Annotated in this window: 20 protein-coding genes and 2 tRNA genes; 15 read left to right on the top strand and 7 right to left on the bottom strand. The window is 41.5% G+C overall.

All coding sequences use genetic code 11. The features are described 5' to 3' along the window. Nucleotides 1-5 precede the first annotated feature (5 nt). Genes trpD through trpA form a run of 5 tightly spaced genes read left to right on the top strand, consistent with a single transcriptional unit; the run spans nucleotide 6 to nucleotide 4330 of the window. Nucleotides 6-1010 (top strand): anthranilate phosphoribosyltransferase, encoded by a 1005-nt coding sequence (trpD, locus tag O3601_RS04290; RefSeq protein ID WP_371471305.1) that lies wholly within the window; start codon nucleotides 6-8, stop codon nucleotides 1008-1010. Then, nucleotides 1007-1774: an indole-3-glycerol phosphate synthase TrpC gene (gene trpC / locus O3601_RS04285; protein ID WP_371471303.1), complete on the top strand. Its 768-nt coding sequence runs from the start codon at nucleotides 1007-1009 to the stop codon at nucleotides 1772-1774. The genes trpD and trpC overlap by 4 nt, the downstream gene beginning before the upstream one ends. Next, nucleotides 1761-2360 carry a phosphoribosylanthranilate isomerase gene (locus tag O3601_RS04280; RefSeq protein WP_371471301.1) on the top strand — a complete coding sequence of 200 codons (600 nt, stop codon included), beginning with the start codon at nucleotides 1761-1763 and terminating at the stop codon, nucleotides 2358-2360. Before trpC ends, O3601_RS04280 begins: the two co-directional genes overlap by 14 nt. Beyond that, on the top strand, nucleotides 2338-3561 hold the full coding sequence (gene trpB, locus O3601_RS04275) for a tryptophan synthase subunit beta (protein WP_371471299.1): 1224 nt from the start codon (nucleotides 2338-2340) through the stop codon (nucleotides 3559-3561). Before O3601_RS04280 ends, trpB begins: the two co-directional genes overlap by 23 nt. Continuing rightward, entirely contained in the window at nucleotides 3554-4330 is a 777-nt protein-coding gene (gene trpA, locus O3601_RS04270) for a tryptophan synthase subunit alpha (RefSeq protein ID WP_371471297.1), read from the top strand. The genes trpB and trpA overlap by 8 nt, the downstream gene beginning before the upstream one ends. On the opposite strand, the gene O3601_RS04265 is transcribed toward trpA, so the two are convergent. Then, nucleotides 4302-4961, bottom strand: a complete 660-nt coding sequence (locus O3601_RS04265) for an A24 family peptidase (protein WP_371471296.1) — start codon at nucleotides 4959-4961, stop codon at nucleotides 4302-4304. The two genes, trpA and O3601_RS04265, sit on opposite strands and share 29 nt — an antisense overlap. A 69-nt stretch (nucleotides 4962-5030) precedes the next feature. Here O3601_RS04265 and O3601_RS04260 point away from each other — a divergent pair, with 69 nt between their 5' ends. After that, on the top strand, nucleotides 5031-5486 hold the full coding sequence (locus O3601_RS04260; protein WP_371471341.1) for a GNAT family N-acetyltransferase: 456 nt from the start codon (nucleotides 5031-5033) through the stop codon (nucleotides 5484-5486). Between the two features lie 48 nt (nucleotides 5487-5534). Here O3601_RS04260 and O3601_RS04255 read toward each other — a convergent pair whose 3' ends face one another. Beyond that, nucleotides 5535-6680 (bottom strand): low temperature requirement protein A, encoded by a 1146-nt coding sequence (locus O3601_RS04255; RefSeq protein ID WP_265476565.1) that lies wholly within the window; start codon nucleotides 6678-6680, stop codon nucleotides 5535-5537. A gap of 803 nt (nucleotides 6681-7483) precedes the next feature. Between O3601_RS04255 and O3601_RS04250 the strand changes: the two genes are divergently transcribed. Then, on the top strand, nucleotides 7484-8773 hold the full coding sequence (locus O3601_RS04250; protein WP_221161073.1) for a DUF308 domain-containing protein: 1290 nt from the start codon (nucleotides 7484-7486) through the stop codon (nucleotides 8771-8773). Between the two features lie 9 nt (nucleotides 8774-8782). Then, on the top strand, nucleotides 8783-9871 hold the full coding sequence (locus tag O3601_RS04245) for an AI-2E family transporter (protein ID WP_004193676.1): 1089 nt from the start codon (nucleotides 8783-8785) through the stop codon (nucleotides 9869-9871). A 140-nt stretch (nucleotides 9872-10011) separates the two neighbouring features. Here the strand turns inward: O3601_RS04245 and O3601_RS04240 are convergent. The 4 genes from O3601_RS04240 to O3601_RS04225 all read right to left on the bottom strand — a co-directional run bounded on the left by O3601_RS04240 (nucleotide 10012) and on the right by O3601_RS04225 (nucleotide 12596). Beyond that, nucleotides 10012-10084, bottom strand: a tRNA-Lys gene (locus O3601_RS04240). Nucleotides 10085-10146: 62 nt separating this feature from the next. After that, nucleotides 10147-10662: a DUF308 domain-containing protein gene (locus tag O3601_RS04235; RefSeq protein WP_000672739.1), complete on the bottom strand. Its 516-nt coding sequence runs from the start codon at nucleotides 10660-10662 to the stop codon at nucleotides 10147-10149. A 326-nt stretch (nucleotides 10663-10988) separates the two neighbouring features. Next, nucleotides 10989-11061, bottom strand: a tRNA-Lys gene (locus O3601_RS04230). 263 nt (nucleotides 11062-11324) lie between these two features. Further along, nucleotides 11325-12596 (bottom strand): replication-associated recombination protein A, encoded by a 1272-nt coding sequence (locus O3601_RS04225; protein WP_371471293.1) that lies wholly within the window; start codon nucleotides 12594-12596, stop codon nucleotides 11325-11327. Nucleotides 12597-12711: 115 nt separating this feature from the next. Here O3601_RS04225 and O3601_RS04220 point away from each other — a divergent pair, with 115 nt between their 5' ends. From O3601_RS04220 to pepF, 6 genes are all read left to right on the top strand, one after another. Further along, nucleotides 12712-13182, top strand: coding sequence for a DUF3013 family protein (locus O3601_RS04220; RefSeq protein WP_000257127.1), 471 nt, complete (start codon nucleotides 12712-12714; stop codon nucleotides 13180-13182). An 18-nt stretch (nucleotides 13183-13200) separates the two neighbouring features. After that, nucleotides 13201-14268: a M50 family metallopeptidase gene (locus O3601_RS04215; protein WP_371471291.1), complete on the top strand. Its 1068-nt coding sequence runs from the start codon at nucleotides 13201-13203 to the stop codon at nucleotides 14266-14268. A gap of 1 nt (nucleotide 14269) precedes the next feature. Then, on the top strand, nucleotides 14270-14698 hold the full coding sequence (locus O3601_RS04210) for an NUDIX hydrolase (RefSeq protein ID WP_371471290.1): 429 nt from the start codon (nucleotides 14270-14272) through the stop codon (nucleotides 14696-14698). Nucleotides 14699-14835: 137 nt separating this feature from the next. Next, nucleotides 14836-15786, top strand: a complete 951-nt coding sequence (gene prmA, locus O3601_RS04205; protein WP_371471289.1) for a 50S ribosomal protein L11 methyltransferase — start codon at nucleotides 14836-14838, stop codon at nucleotides 15784-15786. Nucleotide 15787: 1 nt separating this feature from the next. Continuing rightward, nucleotides 15788-16531, top strand: a complete 744-nt coding sequence (locus tag O3601_RS04200; RefSeq protein ID WP_371471287.1) for a 16S rRNA (uracil(1498)-N(3))-methyltransferase — start codon at nucleotides 15788-15790, stop codon at nucleotides 16529-16531. A gap of 10 nt (nucleotides 16532-16541) precedes the next feature. Beyond that, nucleotides 16542-18338: an oligoendopeptidase F gene (gene pepF / locus O3601_RS04195; RefSeq protein WP_371471285.1), complete on the top strand. Its 1797-nt coding sequence runs from the start codon at nucleotides 16542-16544 to the stop codon at nucleotides 18336-18338. A gap of 167 nt (nucleotides 18339-18505) precedes the next feature. Here pepF and O3601_RS04190 read toward each other — a convergent pair whose 3' ends face one another. Continuing rightward, nucleotides 18506-18895, bottom strand: coding sequence for a nuclear transport factor 2 family protein (locus tag O3601_RS04190; RefSeq protein WP_371471283.1), 390 nt, complete (start codon nucleotides 18893-18895; stop codon nucleotides 18506-18508). Nucleotides 18896-19046: 151 nt separating this feature from the next. Here O3601_RS04190 and O3601_RS04185 point away from each other — a divergent pair, with 151 nt between their 5' ends. Beyond that, complete coding sequence (locus O3601_RS04185) at nucleotides 19047-19379, top strand: helix-turn-helix domain-containing protein (RefSeq protein ID WP_000182730.1); 333 nt, start codon at nucleotides 19047-19049, stop codon at nucleotides 19377-19379. Nucleotide 19380: the final 1 nt, after the last annotated feature.

Below are 19380 nucleotides of genomic sequence, written 5' to 3'. Positions count from 1 at the left end.
CTAGGATGAAAGAGATTATTGAAAAACTAGCAAAATTTGAAAATTTATCAGGTGTGGAAATGACGGATGTCATCGAGCGTATCGTAACTGGGCGTGTAACGGAGGCGCAGATTGCTTCTCTCCTCTTAGCTCTTAAGATGAAGGGAGAAACACCTGAAGAACGCACAGCCATTGCCCAAGTCATGAGAGGACATGCCCAACACATTCCAACTGAGATTCATGATGCCATGGACAACTGTGGTACAGGTGGAGACAAATCCTTCAGCTTTAACATTTCCACAACCTCAGCCTTTGTCTTGGCTGGTGGTGGTGTTCATATGGCCAAACACGGTAACCGCTCGATTTCTTCTAAATCTGGTTCTGCAGATGTCCTCGAAGCCTTGGGTATCAACCTAGATCTCAAACCAGCTGAACTAGGTAAGGTCTTTGATAAAACTGGAATCGTCTTTCTCTTTGCTAAAAATATGCACCCAGCAATGAAATACATCATGCCAGCTCGTTTGGAATTGGGAATTCCAACCATTATGAACTTGACTGGTCCCCTGATTCACCCAATGGCCTTGGAAACACAGCTTCTTGGAATTAGTCGTCCCGAACTTCTAGAAAGTACAGCTCAGGTTTTGAAAAATATGGGTCGCAAACGTGCCATCGTGGTTGCTGGGCCAGAAGGACTGGATGAAGCTGGTTTGAACGGAACAACCAAGATTGCTCTTCTTGAAAATGGCGAAATCACCTTGTCAAGCTTTACTCCAGAAGATTTGGGGATGGAAGGCTATGCTATCGAAGATATTCGTGGAGGAAATGCTCAGGAAAATGCAGAAATTTTGCTCAGCGTTCTTAAAAATGAACCAAGTCCATTCTTGGAAACGACAGTTTTAAATGCTGGTCTTGGTTTCTATGCTAATGGTAGGGTAGATAATATCAAGGATGGAGTTGCCTTAGCCCGTCAAGTGATTGCTAGTGGAAAGGCCCTTGAAAAACTCAGACTGTTACAGGAGTACCAAAAATGAGTCAGGAATTTTTAGCACGAATCTTGGAGCAGAAGGCGCGTGAGGTTGAGCAGATGGAGCTGGAGGAAATCCAGCCCCTGCGCCAGACCTATCGCTTGGCTGACTTTTTGAAGAATCATCAAGACCGTTTGCAAGTAATTGCTGAAGTTAAGAAAGCTAGCCCTAGTTTGGGAGATATCAATCTCGATGTGGATATTGTGCAACAGGCCCAGACTTATGAAGCGAACGGCGCAGTAATGATTTCGGTTTTGACAGATGAGGTTTTCTTTAAAGGGCATTTAGATTATCTGCGGGAGATTTCCAGTCAGGTAAACATTCCAACGTTGAACAAGGACTTTATCATTGATAAAAAGCAAATCATCCGTGCTCGCAATGCAGGTGCGACAGTCATCTTGCTCATTGTGGCAGCCTTGTCAGAAGAACGTCTTAAGGAACTTTATGACTACGCGACGGAACTTGGTCTGGAAGTTTTAGTGGAGACTCACAATCTAGCTGAACTAGAGGTGGCCCACAGACTTGGTGCGGAGATTATTGGGGTTAATAACCGCAACTTGACCACCTTTGAAGTCGACTTGCAGACCAGTGTAGACTTGGCTAAACACTTCAAAGATAATTGCTTGTATATTTCTGAATCGGCTATTTTCACAGGACAGGATGCGGAACGAGTAGCACCATACTTTAACGGAATTTTGGTGGGGACAGCTCTTATGCAGGCAGAAGATGTGGCCCAGAGAATCAAGGAGTTGCAGATTGACAAAGGTTAAAATTTGTGGACTATCGACCGAAGAAGCGGTGGAAACAGCCGTTTCAGCAGGAGCCGACTATATCGGTTTTGTCTTTGCACCTAGTAAAAGACAGGTGACCTTGGATCAGGCTGCTGAGCTGGCAAAACTTATTCCTGCAGATGTGAAAAAGGTTGGTGTATTTGTTTCACCAAGTCGGGCAGAATTGCTAGAAGCGATTGACAAAGTTGGCTTGGACTTGGTTCAAGTTCACGGTCAGGTGGCAGATGATTTATTTGAGAATTTGCCTTGTGCCAGTATTCAGGCTGTGCAGGTGGATGGAGAGGGACATGTACCCAATTCTCAGGCAGACTATCTACTCTTTGATGCCCCTGTGGCAGGAAGTGGCCAGACCTTTGACTGGGCTCAACTGGATACGACTGGATTAACTCAGCCCTTCTTTATCGCAGGTGGGCTTAATGAAGACAATGTAGTACAAGCAATTCAACACTTCACTCCCTATGCAGTAGATGTATCAAGTGGAGTGGAGACAGATGGACAAAAAGATCATGAAAAGATTAGAAGATTTATAGAGAGGGTAAAGAATGGCATATCAAGAACCAAATAAAGATGGATTTTACGGAAAATTCGGCGGACGTTTTGTCCCAGAAACATTGATGACAGCAGTTTTGGAGTTGGAGAAGTCCTACCGTGAAAGTCAGGCAGACCCAAGTTTCCAAGAGGAATTAAACCAACTCTTGCGCCAGTATGTGGGACGTGAAACTCCCCTTTACTACGCAAAAAACTTGACCCAGCATATCGGCGGAGCCAAGATTTATCTTAAACGGGAAGACCTCAACCATACAGGGGCTCACAAGATTAACAATGCCTTGGGACAAGTTCTTCTGGCTAAACGCATGGGTAAAAAGAAAATTATCGCGGAAACTGGTGCTGGTCAGCACGGTGTGGCAACTGCAACTGCTGCAGCCCTCTTTAACATGGAATGTACCATCTACATGGGTGAGGAAGATGTCAAACGCCAAGCCCTTAATGTCTTCCGAATGGAGCTTTTGGGAGCCAAGGTTGAGGCAGTGACAGACGGTTCGCGCGTGCTCAAGGATGCGGTCAATGCAGCTCTTCGTTCATGGGTAGCTAATATCGACGACACCCACTATATCCTTGGTTCTGCCTTGGGGCCTCATCCATTCCCAGAAATCGTTCGTGACTTCCAAAGTGTCATTGGTCGAGAAGCTAAACAACAGTACCGTGACTTGACAGGTCAAGATCTTCCAGATGCCCTAGTAGCCTGTGTTGGTGGTGGGTCGAATGCCATCGGTCTCTTCCATCCCTTTGTAGAAGATGAGTCAGTAGCCATGTATGGAGCTGAAGCAGCTGGACTTGGTGTAGACACAGAGCACCACGCAGCTACCTTGACCAAGGGGCGTCCTGGTGTTCTTCATGGTTCTCTCATGGATGTGCTCCAAGATGCCCATGGTCAAATTCTTGAAGCCTTCTCTATTTCAGCAGGTTTGGACTATCCTGGTATCGGTCCAGAACATTCTCACTACCACGATATTAAACGTGCCAGCTATGTTCCTGTGACAGACGAAGAAGCCTTGGAAGGATTCCAACTCTTGTCTCGCGTGGAAGGGATTATCCCAGCCTTGGAATCTAGCCATGCTATCGCCTTTGCGGTGAAATTAGCCAAAGAACTCGGTCCAGACAAATCCATGATAGTCTGTCTATCAGGTCGTGGGGACAAGGATGTAGTCCAAGTCAAAGACCGCTTGGAAGCAGATGAAGCAAAGAAGGGAGAAGCTCATGCCTAAGACACTAACAGAAAAATTAAATGCTATTAAAGCGACTGGAAAAGGAATTTTTGTTCCCTATATCATGGCTGGAGACCATGAGAAAGGTTTGGATGGACTCGCTGAAACAATCCACTTTTTAGAAGATTTGGGTGTCTCTGCAATTGAAGTGGGCATTCCCTTTTCAGACCCTGTTGCAGATGGACCTGTTATCGAAGAAGCTGGCTTGCGCAGTTTAGCCCACGGAACCTCTACCCAGGCTTTGGTTGAAACCTTGAAAACCATTCAAACAGAGGTTCCACTTGTCATCATGACCTACTTCAACCCCCTCTTTCAGTACGGTGTGGAGAACTTTGTCAAAGATCTGGCTGATACAGCGGTTAAGGGCTTGATTATTCCAGACCTGCCTCATGAGCATGCCAACTTTGTAGAACCATTTTTGGCAGATACAGACATTGCTTTGATTCCTTTAGTAAGCTTGACCACAGGGATTGAGCGTCAGAAAGAGTTGATTGAAGGAGTAGAAGGATTCGTCTATGCGGTTGCCATCAATGGGGTGACAGGGAAATCAGGCAATTACCGCGCAGACTTAGACAAGCACTTGGAGCACTTGCATCAAGTAGCTGACATCCCAGTCTTGACAGGATTTGGTGTGTCTAGTCAAGAAGACGTAGAACGCTTCAATGCGGTGTCAGATGGCGTTATCGTTGGTTCGAAAATTGTAAAAGCTCTCCACCAAGGAGAGCCGATTGAGGACTTTATCAAACAAGCAGTAGCTTACCAAAAATAATCACACAAGCAGCAAGTAAGAGGAAAGGCACGAAAGGAAGTCTTTCCTTTTTCTTTTGGAGGAGAAAGGCCAGGATGCCTGTTGCCGAAGCAAACTGAATCAAGATGAGCAATTCGGTTGCGCTAAAGATGAGAGAACAAGAAGCTAAAAAGAGAAAATCTCCTGCGCCCATGCGGATATCGATAAAATGAGCCAAAATTCCAAGGACAAGGAAGAAGACCATGACCAGATTCCAGCCAGAGCAGACCATTAGGAGTAGATGAAAGACAATCCAGACCAGTAAGGGATATTCTTGATGGTGAAAGTCGTAGATACCTAAGGTCAAACCAGCGGTGATTAGGACGACTTGCCCCAAGGAAAGCAATTCCCAAGACCAAGCCAGAAAGAGGAGTCCTAAGCCTAGTTCAAAGAGGGCATACCAGACAGGATATGTAGCCTTGCAGTAGCGACAGCGAAAGCGATTGAAGACCTGTGAGAGAATCGGAATCAAATCTAAGGGACGCAAGCGAGTCTGACAGGAATCGCAGTGACTGGCTGGGCTGATAATGGATTGCTCTGGAAAACGGTCAATAACCAAACCAAGAAAGGAAGCGAGAATGCTCCCGACAAGAAAAAAATAAAAATCAATCATACTTATTTATTCGTAAAAAATAGGAGAAGTAGTATAATGGAGAAACATAGACAAGATAGTGAGGTCAAGATGACAATTCGTTTTGAAGAAAATGTGAGCCCAGAAAACGCTCAACTCGTATGCCAATGGTCCAACTCCCTTGGCAAATCCTTTCAAGAACAATGGATGGGACCAATGATTTCTTTTCCCTTGACAATTCAGGTCTTGCAAGATTTGGAAGGAATCTTTTCTATCTTTGATGGACCAGAGTTTGTGGGGCTTATCCAGAAAATCAGGCTAGAAGACAGGAATCTTCATATTGGAAGATTTTGTATCAACCCCCAGAAGCAGAGGCAAGGCTTAGGTAGCAAGGCTGTAAGGAAATTTGTTAGTTTGGCCTTTGAAAAAGGAGATACAGATAGTATTTCTCTAAATGTCTTCGAGTCAAATCAAGCAGCCAAGCACCTCTATCAAAAAGAAGGATTTGAAATCGTTCAAACCATTGAAGCACCTGTACGAAAATACCTTATGAAAAAGTTTAGATAGAAAGCAAAAAGCCTTGGTTCCCAAAGCTTTTTTAATCTTATAAACTCATTAAAATAACTCCCAGTTAGATTTGGAATATTTTTTATTCTGTGTCATATAAAAATAAATAAAATGAATGGCTATAGCTAGAGCTAAAATGGTTGTTATACTCACTACTATTATAGGATTAGAAGCAAAGATTAAAGAGAGAATCAAGGCAGCCAGATAGAGTGTCGCTTGGACACAGTAGTAACTTTTCGAATAGCGAAGATAGTGTTTGTTATAGGGCCCATTTACTAGGACAGCAGCTTGAAAGAGGCCAAATCCGATATAAGAGAAGCTGGTTGCAAAGAGACGATTAGCTTCAGGATTCTGAAGAAAACTCATCGATACAGTCATCATCATAAGTCCAATGAAAATAGGATAGTGACTGTAAATTAGAAATAGTCCCTTTTGATTAGATTTTTCATCAATAGCATGGTCGAATTGACCAAAATAAAACAAGAACAGAGAAATCATAATAATGAAATAAAGAACCGAATAAATCGAGAAATTCTCGATTGTAAAGAAGTTAGCTAGCTCCATAATCATCTCTCCAAACGTAATAATGACAAGAAGGGAGATGCGCTCGATTAAATGGGGGAGAACTATCTGGAAATGATCATCTTTACTAATCGAGGTAATTGGCGTAATAAATGTTAGCAGAATACTAGCATAAAGGATATAGACTCCAATGTAAATAGGAAGAAGAGCTGCTAGATAGATTTCTAAACTTCGTAGACCTGTTATCCATAGAAAACCTTTGATACTTTCCCTATGAACATTATCGGTTGATTTTTTAAAAAACTCAACCAAATATTGAAAAAATAAGGTAAGGGTTAATGTACCAATAGCCCAACAGACATAATGAAAATATTGTTGCCAATCAGGTCCAATCATATTGGCTATAAAGAGTAAAAGTCCCATTTTGATAAACATGATTACCATGTTAAATAAAGAGTTCTTTCCATAGCGATTGGTATAAACGGTTTGAATCATCCATGAATCAGTGAGAAGCAAGACAGACATGAAAAAATCAAGGAAAGAATTCCAAGTCAAAATACCGTTATGAAGATGCTCAATTAAAGTAGTTACTTTTGAAATTGCAAAAACAAAAACTAGGTCATAAAAAAGTTCTGAAAATTCTACACGTTTATGTTTAATAAGAGTTGTCATTTTAAGACCTTTCTATTTTAGAAGTACAATTTATTATAACATAAAATGGTAATAAAAAAAAAGGAGATGCTTAAATAACTTCATGTGACGCGAATGAACTGCGCCACAAAAGTTAGGTTTTTTCTGTCTAACTTTTGGGGTGCAGTTCAGAAGGGGTGTTTTTTCTATCGTTTTTTAGTGCTAAGACTACACAAAAAAGCCTTGATTCCAAGGCTTTTTCCTGTTGATTTAGATGCCCCCTACAGGGATTTGGAAAGGACTTTCATATTGAGAGCAATTAAAAATATTGAAATATAAGTGATTTTAGGTATTTTCAATGTCATGATTTAAAAATGGGACAAAAGTGGGGCAAAAACCATACAGATTCTAAACTGTATGGTTCTTTTTTTATCTAACCAAGAAAGGTTAAAACTTATTAAAACAAATGCAATCAACTGTTGAAAACTTTTTAGTCCGTGTAATATAAAAACAAGTAAAAAGTTGAACTATAGGGAATATTGTGTCATAATAGGTAATAGATGAATAATTAATAGATTGGAAATAATGCTTTCTTACCTTAACAAGTTGAATTGGTTATACATTTTTTCGTCGCAATTGTGTCTATCTCTCGAGTTTAGCTAGTTTTTATAAGCTCTGGTTCCTAATCAATATAATAAATTTTAGAAGTGCATAAGACAAGATGGTGACATTACTACAGTCATTTCTAGTCACCATATGTTGCTGGCACAGGCTGTTTGTAGTGTTGGCTATTTACTAGTCAGTTTAATCGGAGTGTTTAATTTTTATTGTTGAAAGGTTTTTATATGGCGAAAATTCTATCTTTAGGTCTGACAGGTAAGAAATTACTTGCTCAGGGGTTCTTGTTTGTTCTGCTAGGTCTCATCTTGATGGTCACGGGGACTTGGTTGCCAGTAAAGGTTATTCGACTGGTTCTGTTTTTAGCTTGGATAGCAACGGTCTTAGATTTAGTATTACGTATTTTCAAAAAAAGTCAGTCAACGGACACCTTGGGAGTTGCACTGGTTAAATTGTTAGTGCTGGGATATTTGCTTGGCTCCAATCTTGCGACGGATGTGCCGATTTATATTTTGGCTCTTGTGATTGGAGTTTATCAGATTTTTCATGCTAGTATTAACCTTGTCACCTATGTTCTCTACCGCAAAAACAAAATTCGACCTCGTTTTCGTCTCTTACTAGATGGACTCGTACTAGTTTTTCTTGGTGGGACTAGTCTTTTGTCCTCTACAGGAAATTCTGTCTTTCAACTCTTTGTATTAGGGGCTTATTTTTTCCTTTATGGTGTGTCCAATATCCGTGATGGTTTCTTGTTTGAGGAGGAAATTGGGAAAAACCATCTCAAACGTCGCATTAGAATTAGCTTACCTATTGTCCTAGCCGCTCTCATCCCTGCAAGAACTTTAGCAAAAATTAACAAATTTATGCTGGAAAATGCTGATGAGGAAGAAGATATCCATCTTGGAATAGTGAAGTCTGGTAAGACAGCAGAGCTAGAAATTTTTGTTCATACAGCTGAGACCTCCCTGTTTTCAGCTATTGGTCATGTGGATATCTGCTATCAGGGCCGTGTTATTTCTTATGGCAACTATGATCCGTCTTCTGAGACCTTATTTGGCATGGTAGGAGATGGTGTCTTATATTTCTGTGATCGTGACAAGTACATTGACCTATGTAAACGTGAGAGTCAAAAAACGCTTTTTGGTTATGGGATAGATTTGACGCCTGAAATGGAAAAAGCAGTTCAGAAAAAGTTGGCTGAATTGAAACAACTGACGATTCCATGGGAGCCAAGTGCAGATAAAATCATGACAGGTGATGGTAAGGAAGACTACACCTACGCTTATAAAATCAGACATGAGACAGATGGGGAACTTTATAAATTTATCAAATCTAAGTTTAAATCCTACTTTGTCTTATCTACAAACTGTGTGCTCTTGGCTGATACCATAGTCGGTCAGGCTGGCACCGATATCCTCTCACCCAAAGGATTTATCGCTCCAGGAACTTACCAAGCCTACCTTAATCGAGAGTTTGAAAAACCAAATAGTATAGTCGTATCTAAACATGTTTATTAAGGAGAATTTATGAACTTAGTAAAAAAATACACCCCGTTAATACTTTTTATAGGGCTGGTTGCTCTTGTAATTCTGAATGCATCGAGCTTTATATCAGGAGCAATCTCTCTCTTTGATGTAATATCAACCTTGATTTATGGTGCTGTTATTGCTTTTGTGCTTAATGTTCCTATGAAAAAAATTGAACAGTACTTAGTTAAATTGAAGGTAAAGGCAGAGTTGCGTCGTCCGATTGCCATGGTACTTGTTTTCCTAGCTCTTATCTTAATCGTGATTGCTCTTTTGGTTTTGGTGCTGCCAACCCTAGCCCAGACTATTAGTCAGCTGGGAACAGTCCTTTCAACAGTCCTTACTCAACTTGGGAAATTGCTAGGCAGCTCGGAATTTGTAACCAAAGACATGTTGTCAACTATCGTATCAGGCATACAGGGACAATCTAGTTCTATTAGCCAAGCTTTGATAGGTTTTTTATCAGGTCTGACTAGTAATATCGGCAATATTTTTTCAAGTTTGATGAATGCCTTTTTGATTATAGTCTTCACCTTTTTATTTTTATCCAGTAAGGAACATTTGGCAGCGATGACGAGTCGACTTCTAAAAGTTTTTCTTCCAGAGAAGGTGGTGATAAAGTTGACTTACATTGGACAAGTAGCACTAGAGACTTATGACCAATTTTTGATGAGTCAGCTGATTGAAGCAGTTATCATAGGAGTTATGATAGCGGTTGGTTACAGCGTGTTTGGGATACCCTATGGAGTAATGACAGGTATCTTTGCAGGAGTGCTATCGTTCATTCCTTATGTAGGGCCTATGATTGCTTGTGTTGTGGGAGCGATTTTTATCTTCACAGTGAGTCCTACTCAAGCCTTACTTTCTCTTCTTCTATATCAAGTTATACAGCTGATTGAAGGAAACCTTATTTATCCTAGAGTTGTAGGTCAGTCTATTGGTTTGCCAGCTATTTTCACGCTTGCGGCTGCTAGTATTGGAGGGAATCTTTTCGGACTACTTGGAATGATATTCTTTACCCCCGTATTTGCTGTTATCTATCGACTGGTTAAAGAATTTGTCGTTGCAAAGGAAAATCAGGTAGATTAAGAAAAACTAAATTTAATAAGATATACTGAGAAGAGAGTGAGAGATTCTCTTCTCTTTTATTTTTAAATACTTTTCTACAAAAAGCTATTAGACGTTAAAAAAAGCCTTGGTTTCAAGGCTTATTTCTGTTGATTTAGATGTGCCCCCTGCAGGGCTCGAACCTGCGCCCCATAGCTTAAGAGTCTACTGCTCTACCAACTGAGCTAAGGAGGCAACAGAAAAAGCTGAGAATGTAACTTCCCAGCTATTTTAATATGCCCAAAATGGCAGCTAGATTATTTACGAAAGGCATCAAGGATATAGGTGAAACCAACAATTAAAAATGCAAAGGCAACGACATAAACGACAAAGACACTTGTAGCTACTGGATTGAACAAAATCACTAGACCTAGTAAAAATGCAAGCAACGCTATCCACATGATATGGTTGCCAATAATAGGGAAAATCAATCCCAGACGATTGCCTTTAAAGAAAGCTATAATGGCTTCTACAATTAACCAAATTCCTAAAATAGTTGGAATGACAACTGGCAGCGTCACAAAGCCATAGGCAACGAGGTAAAGAGCTAAGAGAAGATTAACAATCCCTTGGAAAAGATGAGCTGGTGAGCGAAGCTCTTTTGGTACAGAGAAATAGCCTAAAATAGCTGCTATAGAAGAAACCAGTAAACCAAATGCAATCCACCAGCTGTAAGCAACAAGATTAGCTACTGGGTTTGTAAATAGGAAAAGTCCTAAAAGGACAAAAACAACTCCTGCAAGGAATAGCAGTAAACGATTAGAAAATTTCATTTCAATACCCCCTATATAGTATAGTATAGTTTGATAATAAAAATATTATACACCTTTTTAGAGGAAATATCAATAAACAAAATGGAAAATTTGGAAGTTTCAGTTTTTATCATTTTGAAAATAAAAAGAGAAGATAAAATTTGTCTTCTCTACATGAAAATATTGTATGGCATCAAAGCAAAAGTAACTGGCTTTACACTATTTGTTAAGATGTAATTTGATTCAAAAAGAAAAGATAGATTTAAAAGTGGGGCAAATGATGGAGCAAATCAGTTATAGACAAGCAAAAAAGCCTTGAAATTAAGGCTTTTTCCTGTTGTATTTAGTGCCCCCTACAGGGATCGAACCTGTGACCCACGGATTAAGAGTCCGCTGCTCTGCCAGCTGAGCTAAGGAGGCAAAGAAAAAGCTGTATTGGTGCCGAATCTTCACGGTTTGTATTGAACCCGCGCAATTAAGCAGGTGGGCAACTCGCTCTAACTGAAGCTGTTTCCGTGTGAGACGGCCTACATGCTGTTAGAAGACTTTTGTTTCCCTAATAATACAAAAAATAGTCGGTCAACACTTAAGTGTGAAGTCGTACACCACAGCGTTTCTATGTTTATATGATACCACTTTTTCAAAAAAAATCAAGAGGAAAGTGCAATTTTTTGAAAAGGATTTCAGATTTTTCGCAAACGGTCGATAGCTTCCTTTCTTTGAGCCAAAGCCCGTTCATATTTACCAGTATCTTCTGCTTGGAAATAGTGATGATTACGAATTTTTTCTGGTAGATAGTCTTGCTTGACCCAATTTCCAGGATAGTTGTGTGGATAGAGATAGTCTTGGGCATTCCCCAGTTCCTTGCTTCCACTGTAGTGCCCATCACGCAGGTGTCGCGGAATAGGCAAGTGCCCTGATGTTTTGAGGTCAGCAAGTGCCTTATCCATAGCTACATAGGCTGAGTTGGATTTTGGAGAAAGGGCCAAATCAATGACGACATTGGCAATGAGAATGCGGGCTTCTGGGAAACCAATCCTTTGTGCAGCATCCAGAGCAGTCACGGTGTGAATCTGGGCTTCAGGATTGGCCAAACCGATATCTTCATAAGCGATAACAGTCAAACGACGAGCGAGACTAGGCAGATCCCCAGCCTCAATCAAGCGGGCAGCATAGTGGAGACTGGCATCGACATCTGAACCGCGAATAGACTTTTGAAGGGCAGATAGAACATCGTAATGTCCATCTCCATCCTTGTCCATAGTGATGTAGCTTCTCTGAAGACTATTTTCCATGATGTCAAGCGTGATATGACGGATGCCGTCATCATTTTCTGGGGTGGAGAGAACTGCCAAATCAAGTGAGTTAAAGGCAGAGCGCAGGTCTCCGTTTGTAGAGGTTGCGATGAAGTCCAGCGCATCCTCATCTAGTTCTACTGGAAAATCAAAACCACGCTCAGGGTTACTTAGAGCTATCTGTAGAGCCTCTTTGACTTCTTGGTTAGACAGAGGTTCCAACTCAAAAATTTGAACACGGCTACGAATGGCAGGAGTGACAGAAAAGAAAGGATTTTCAGTTGTAGCCCCAATCATGATGACTAGTCCACTTTCCAAGAGAGGCAAGAGGAAGTCTTGCTTGGTTTTGTCAAGACGATGAATTTCGTCTAGTAATAGGACGAGGCCACCAGAAAATTTAGCCTCTTCGGCGATTTCTTGCAGTCGCTTTTTACTATCAACTGTCGCATTGAAAGTCCGAAAGGCATACTTAGTCGTTCCAGCGATGGCTGAGGCAATGCTGGTCTTGCCAATTCCCGGAGGTCCATATAGAATCATGGAAGACAGACGGTTGGCTTCCACCATGCGGCGTATGATTTTTCCTTGTCCAACCAGATGCTCCTGACCAATGACCTGGTCGATGGTTTTAGGGCGCATACGAAGCGCGAGATTGTCTGGCATAGCAGTCCTTTCTAACGTGGATTTTCTGATGTATATGTGGTAAGATGGTAGTATCTATTTTAGCATATTTCCGAGCAATCGGGGCGATTTAAGAGTCGCATAGAAAGAGGACAAAATGGCAACATACGGATTTTTAGATGTTTTAGAGGAAGAGTTGGAGAAGAACTTTCCCTTTGACTTTGAGATTAGTTGGGATAAGCGCAACCACGCGGTTGAAGTGAGTTTTTTGTTAGAAGCGCAAAATGCTGCAGGCGTGGAGATGGTGGATGAAGACGGAGAGGTTTCATCAGAAGATATCCTCTTTGAAGAAGCAGTGCTTTTTTACAATCCTGCTAAATCAACAGTCAATGAGGAAGACTATTTGACTGTCATCCCTTACCTACCTAAAAAAGGATTTTCTCGCGAATTTTTAGCTTATTTTGCGCTATTCCTTAAAGATACTGCCGAGGTTGGGCTAGATGCCCTCATGGACTTTTTGGAAGACCCAGAAGCAGAAGAATTCGTCATGGAATGGAATCAAGAAGTCTTTGAAGAAGGAAAAGTGGGCTTGGAAGAGGGAGAATTTTATCCTTATCCGAGATACTAGGAGTTGGATGGAGATTTTATGAAGAAAATTGGGATTTATTTGGTTTATGTACTAGCTGTTGTCTTTATTATGCTGGCTTTTGCTTGTGGAACAATCGCATTTGCAGAGTTGGGGTATTCCGCAGTTTTAGTCTTTACTTTTGGTTATGCCTTCGCTCTTCTAAGCATGTATTTAATCTTTATTCTTCATGAGCTGGGACATGCTTTTTGTGGTTATCTGACAGGCTATCGTCTGGTGGCTTTTGGATTAGGACATTTTATTTTGACCAAAGATTCAGGCAAGTTTCGTCTTAGTAGAACAGCCATTCTGAAAAATGTTGGTGCTCAATACATTGGTTTAAAAGAGGATGAAAGCGATCAAAGAATCATCCTGATGCTTTCAGGAGGCTTGATGGTTCATCTCAGCTTGATATTATTGGCGATAGTGTTTGGATTTTTGACAAGAAGCTGGTATTTTGCAGGGACTTGGATTTTTCTTAATTTGTCTTTCTTCCTAAATAACATTTTGCCAGTCGGCATCACCGATGGAGCAAAAATTTGGGAATTGCTACAATACCCTAAAAATACGAAATACGCCTACCTGATGTTGAGGCATTCTGCCCAGACCTTGCTAGCACCCCAAGAATATGATTTAAAAGACTTTGTCATGTCTGTTGATGAAGATGTGAGAGGGAGTTTTGCAGAAAGTGTTCAGACTCTTCAGGGGTTGGTATTCATATTGGATGATAATATAGAACTTGCAAAGCAACAGTTGCAATCTGTGCTAGAGAAAACAGATAATCCAATGTCTAAAACTAGTTCTCAATTATACCTTCTTCAAATTGCTCTGATGGAAGGAGATAATAAGAAAGCGGAAGAATATGCAAGTATTCGAGGAGTCAAATCTTTTTTATCTCTAAAAACAGCAGATATGCAGGTCATTCAAGCTTGGTATCAATTTAAGGTAAGGAAAGATGTAGTTCAAACTCACAAGGCTATGAAGATTGCTAAGCAGAAAATGAATAGCAGCCGGATGTTACGGGATGAGAAAATCTATTATCAAAACTGGTTAGCTGAGCTGGAAAAGGAATTAACCGAAGGAGTCTAATATGGAAATAGAGATTTCTGATTTCACAGGCTGTAAGATTGCTTTGTTTTGTGGGGATAAGCTTCTGACTATCTTACGAGATGATAAGGCAAGCATTCCCTGGCCCAATATGTGGGAACTACCAGGTGGTGGACGAGAGGGGGATGAAAGTCCTTTTGAGTGCGCGGCGCGTGAAGTTTATGAAGAACTGGGAATTCATCTGACTGAGGATTGTCTGCTTTGGAGTAGGGTTTATCCAAGTATGCTTTTTGCGGATAAACAATCTGTATTTCTAGTTGGCAAGTTGGCTCAGGACCAATTTGACAAGATTGTCTTTGGAGATGAAGGACAGGGTTATCAGCTCATGAATGTCGAGGAATTTCTTAGTTCCAGTCAAGTTGTACCTCAGTTGCAAGAGAGATTGAGGGATTATTTAAAAGTAAGTGATTAGAAAGGATGGTTCAGTTAAATTTCTAAACTGAACCCGCCCGAAACATTGTGCCAAAAAGATAAACTTCTCTTAGACACAAGCGTCTTCAGAGAGTTTCCTATTTTGGCTTTGTGTTTTACGGGCTTGGTATCTTAAATATGGAAACATGGCAAGAGTTAAAAGTTACAGTTAAGCGTGAGGGAGAGGAATTGGTTTCCAACCTCCTGATTGAGCTGGGAGCGCAAGGTGTTGCGATTGAAGACAGTATGGACTATGTGGGAAATGTGGATCGTTTTGGCGAGATTTTCCCAGAGGTTGAGCAGCAAGAAGAAATTGTGGTGACCGCCTACTACCCTGATACGGTTGATATAGCAACAGTTGAGGCAGATTTGCAGGCTCGCTTAGAAGAATTGACGGATTTTATGGATTTGGGAGAGGTAAAAATGGGTACCACTGCCTTGGCTGAGGAAGACTGGGCAGACAACTGGAAGAAATACTATGAGTCAGCTCGTATCACTCATGATTTAACCATCGTTCCCTCTTGGACAGACTATGAGGCGACTGCTGGGGAAAAGATTATCAAGCTAGATCCTGGTATGGCCTTCGGGACAGGAACCCACCCAACTACCAAGATGAGTCTTTTTGCCTTGGAACAGATTCTTCGTGGTGGCGAAACGGTGCTAGATGTGGGGACTGGTTCAGGCGTCCTCTCCATTGCTAGCTCGTTGCTTGGTGCCAAGGAAATCTTTGCCTATGACCTGGATGATGTAGCAGTTCGAGTTGCTCAGGAAAATATTGAGCTAAACCCTGGTATGGAAAACATTCATGTAGCGGCAGGAGACTTGCTTAAGGGTGTTGAGATTGAGGCAGATGTGATTGTGGCTAATATCTTGGCGGATATCCTCGTTCATCTGACGGATGATGCTTATCGCTTGGTCAAGGATGAAGGCTACCTCATCATGAGTGGGATTATCAAAGACAAGTGGGACATGGTGCGCGAGTCGGCTGAGTCAGCTGGATTTTTCCTCGAAACTCACATGGTTCAAGGGGAATGGAATGCCTGTGTCTTCAAGAAGACCAAGGATATTTCCGGTGTGATAGGAGGCTAGCATGCAGCAGTATTTTGTCAAGGGGAGTGCAGTCTCTCCTGTCACCATCGAGGACAAGGAAACCAGCAAGCATATGTTTCAGGTTATGCGCTTGAAAGAAGATGATGAGGTGACCTTGGTCTTTGATGATGGAATTAAGCGCTTGGCGCGCGTGCTGGATGTGGAATCGCGCCAGTTTGAGTTGATTGAAGAATTAGCTGACAATGTGGAACTGCCAGTCCAAGTGACCATTGCATCCGGCTTTCCCAAGGGGGACAAGCTGGAGTTTATCACTCAAAAGGTGACGGAACTGGGTGCCAGCCAGATTTGGGCCTTTCCTGCCGATTGGTCCGTTGCTAAGTGGGATGGCAAGAAATTGGGTAAAAAGATTGAAAAACTAGAAAAAATCGCCCTTGGAGCAGCAGAACAAAGTAAGCGTAATATCGTTCCAAGTATTCAGCTTTTCGAGAAAAAATCAGACTTTCTAGCCCAACTTGACCAGTTTGACCGCATCGTAGTGGCTTATGAAGAGTCGGCTAAAGAAGGAGAAGCTGCTGCGCTTTTACAAGCAGTCGCTGGTCTTGAAAAAGGAGCCAAATTGCTCTTTATCTTTGGTCCAGAAGGTGGTCTGTCACCTGCGGAAATCGAGAGTTTTGAAGCTAAGGGAGCAGTCTTGGCAGGACTTGGTCCTCGCATTTTGCGAGCAGAAACAGCACCACTTTATGCTTTATCAGCCCTTAGTGTTTTATTAGAATTAGAGAAATAAGAGGAAGAAAATGGAACAAAAACACCGTTCAGAATTTCCAGAGAAGGAACTCTGGGATTTAACAGCCCTATACCAAGACCGTGAGGATTTCTTGCGTGCAATCGAGAAAGCTCGCGAAGACATCAACCAATTTAGCCGTGACTACAAGGGCAATCTTCACACTTTTGAGGATTTCGAGAAGGCCTTTGCGGAATTGGAACAAATCTACATTCAGATGAGCCATATTGGCAACTATGGTTTTATGCCTCAGACGACAGACTATAGCAATGAAGAATTTGCCAACATTGCTCAAGCTGGGATGGAATTTGAAACAGATGCCAGCGTAGCACTTACCTTCTTTGACGATGCCCTAGTGGCAGCAGACGAGGATGTTTTGGACCGTTTAGGTGAATTGCCTCACTTGACGGCAGCTATTCGTCAGGCCAAAATCAAAAAAGCCCACTATCTTGGGGCTGATGTGGAGAAGGCCTTGACCAATCTCGGTGAAGTTTTCTACAGTCCGCAGGATATTTACACTAAGATGCGAGCTGGGGACTTTGAAATGGCTGACTTTGAAGCCCATGGCAAGACTTACAAAAATAGCTTTGTTACCTATGAAAATTTCTACCAAAACCACGAGGATGCTGAAGTCCGTGAGAAATCCTTCCGTTCCTTCTCGGAAGGGCTTCGTAAGCACCAAAATACGGCTGCGGCAGCCTATTTAGCCCAAGTCAAGTCTGAAAAACTCTTGGCAGATATGAAGGGTTACGACTCAGTCTTTGACTATCTTCTGGCTGAGCAAGAAGTGGACCGTGCCATGTTTGATCGTCAGATTGACCTCATCATGAAGGATTTTGCGCCAGTAGCTCAGAGATACCTCAAGCATGTTGCCAAGGTAAATGGTCTTGAAAAGATGACCTTTGCTGACTGGAAATTGGACTTGGATAGCGCCCTTAATCCTGAAGTGACTATTGACGATGCCTATGATTTGGTCATGAAGTCGGTAGCACCTTTGGGGCAAGAATATTGTCAGGAAGTTGCTCGCTATCAAGAAGAGCGCTGGGTGGACTTTGCTGCTAACAGTGGCAAGGATTCCGGCGGTTATGCGGCGGATCCATATCGCGTGCACCCTTATGTCCTCATGAGCTGGACAGGTCGTTTGAGTGATGTCTATACTTTGATTCATGAAATTGGGCATTCTGGTCAATTCATCTTTTCAGACAATCATCAGAGTTACTTCAATGCTCACATGTCGACCTACTATGTCGAAGCGCCTTCGACCTTCAATGAATTGCTCCTCAGTGACTACTTGGAGCACCAATCTGACGACCCACGTCAAAAACGCTTCGCTCTGGCTCACCGTTTGACAGATACCTACTTCCATAATTTCATCACCCACCTCTTGGAAGCAGCCTTCCAACGTAAGGTTTATACATTGATTGAAGAAGGAGAAACCTTCGGGGCAAGCAAACTCAACAGTATTATGAAGGAAGTCTTGACGGATTTCTGGGGAGATGCCATTGAAATCGACGATGATGCAGCTTTGACTTGGATGCGCCAAGCTCACTACTACATGGGCTTGTATAGTTACACTTACTCAGCAGGACTAGTCATCTCGACTGCAGGTTACCTTCATCTGAAACATTCTGAAACTGGAGCTGAAGACTGGCTCAATCTTCTTAAATCAGGTGGTAGCAAGACACCACTTGAGTCAGCCATGATTATCGGAGCGGATATCTCAACAGATAAACCACTTCGTGATACGATTCAGTTCTTGTCTGACACAGTTGACCAGATCATCGCCTACAGTGCTCAGTTGGGAGAGTAAATTAAAAGAGTCTGGGACAAAAGTTTAACCTTAAATATAAAAAGCGAACAAAACGAGTTATCTGACACTCAGAATTCTGTCTTGTTCGCTTTTTTCTAATCTATCGATTTTAAAAATTTATAATAAAGAATTCCTAAAATCAAAATTTTTTGTCCTGGCCTCTTAAATTATCCCCAAAAGCTATCTTCTTCTGCTTGATCTGAAGAGAAGAGCCAAACTTCTTTGATTTTTCCGTCTTCAATACGGAAGAGGTCAATCCCGTTCATATTGAGTTCAGCACCATCAGCACGTGTTCCAAGAAAAGTAACATTGGCTGCGATTAAATCCTTATTGTCAGAAACCCAATTTGTTACCACCTTAAAGGTTCCATTAGTTTTCTCAGCAAATGTAGCCAGGTGAGCTCCTAGCTTGTCCTTACCAACAACTGAACCAGATATACTATGATTACCAGGTTGATGCCAGACAATATCGTCTGCCATCGTTTCAAAGACATCAGGAAAGTCACCAGCAATTAAAGCTTGGTTATAAGCGTTGAAAATTTCTAAGTTTGTTGACATATCTATTCTCCATTTCTTTTTTATGATATAATTGTAACAGTTACAAATAAAAAAACAAGTAGACACTTTTTTGATAGCTAGTATCAAAAGTAGTACTTTTATTGATACTAAAAGATAAATTTTTTTAAAAAAAATAGAAAGAAGATATTTTATGACAAATAAAGTGAGTGAGTATGGTATTTGTCCATTTGCGACAACGCAGAGGGTTTTAACGGGGAAATGGGCACTGGTAATCATTTATCAGTTGAGTACGGGTACCAAACGATTTAAAGAATTGCAGAGATTATTGCCTGGGATTACTCAAACTATTTTGACCCGTCATCTCCGTCAATTAGAAAAGGATAAGATTGTTCAACGAAAGGTCTATGCCGAAGTTCCACCACGAGTTGAGTACAGCTTAACCGAAATGGGACAGGAATTCAGAGTTGTTTTAGATGCTGTCGAGAAATGGGGTCTAGATTATATCAAGTTGCTAGAAATGTAGA

The sequence above is a fragment of the Streptococcus sp. 20925_1_69 genome, assembly GCF_041432365.1.
GTDB lineage: Bacteria > Bacillota > Bacilli > Lactobacillales > Streptococcaceae > Streptococcus.
Note: the sequence above shows the minus strand (reverse complement) of the source record. Positions and strands in the feature narration are given on the sequence as shown.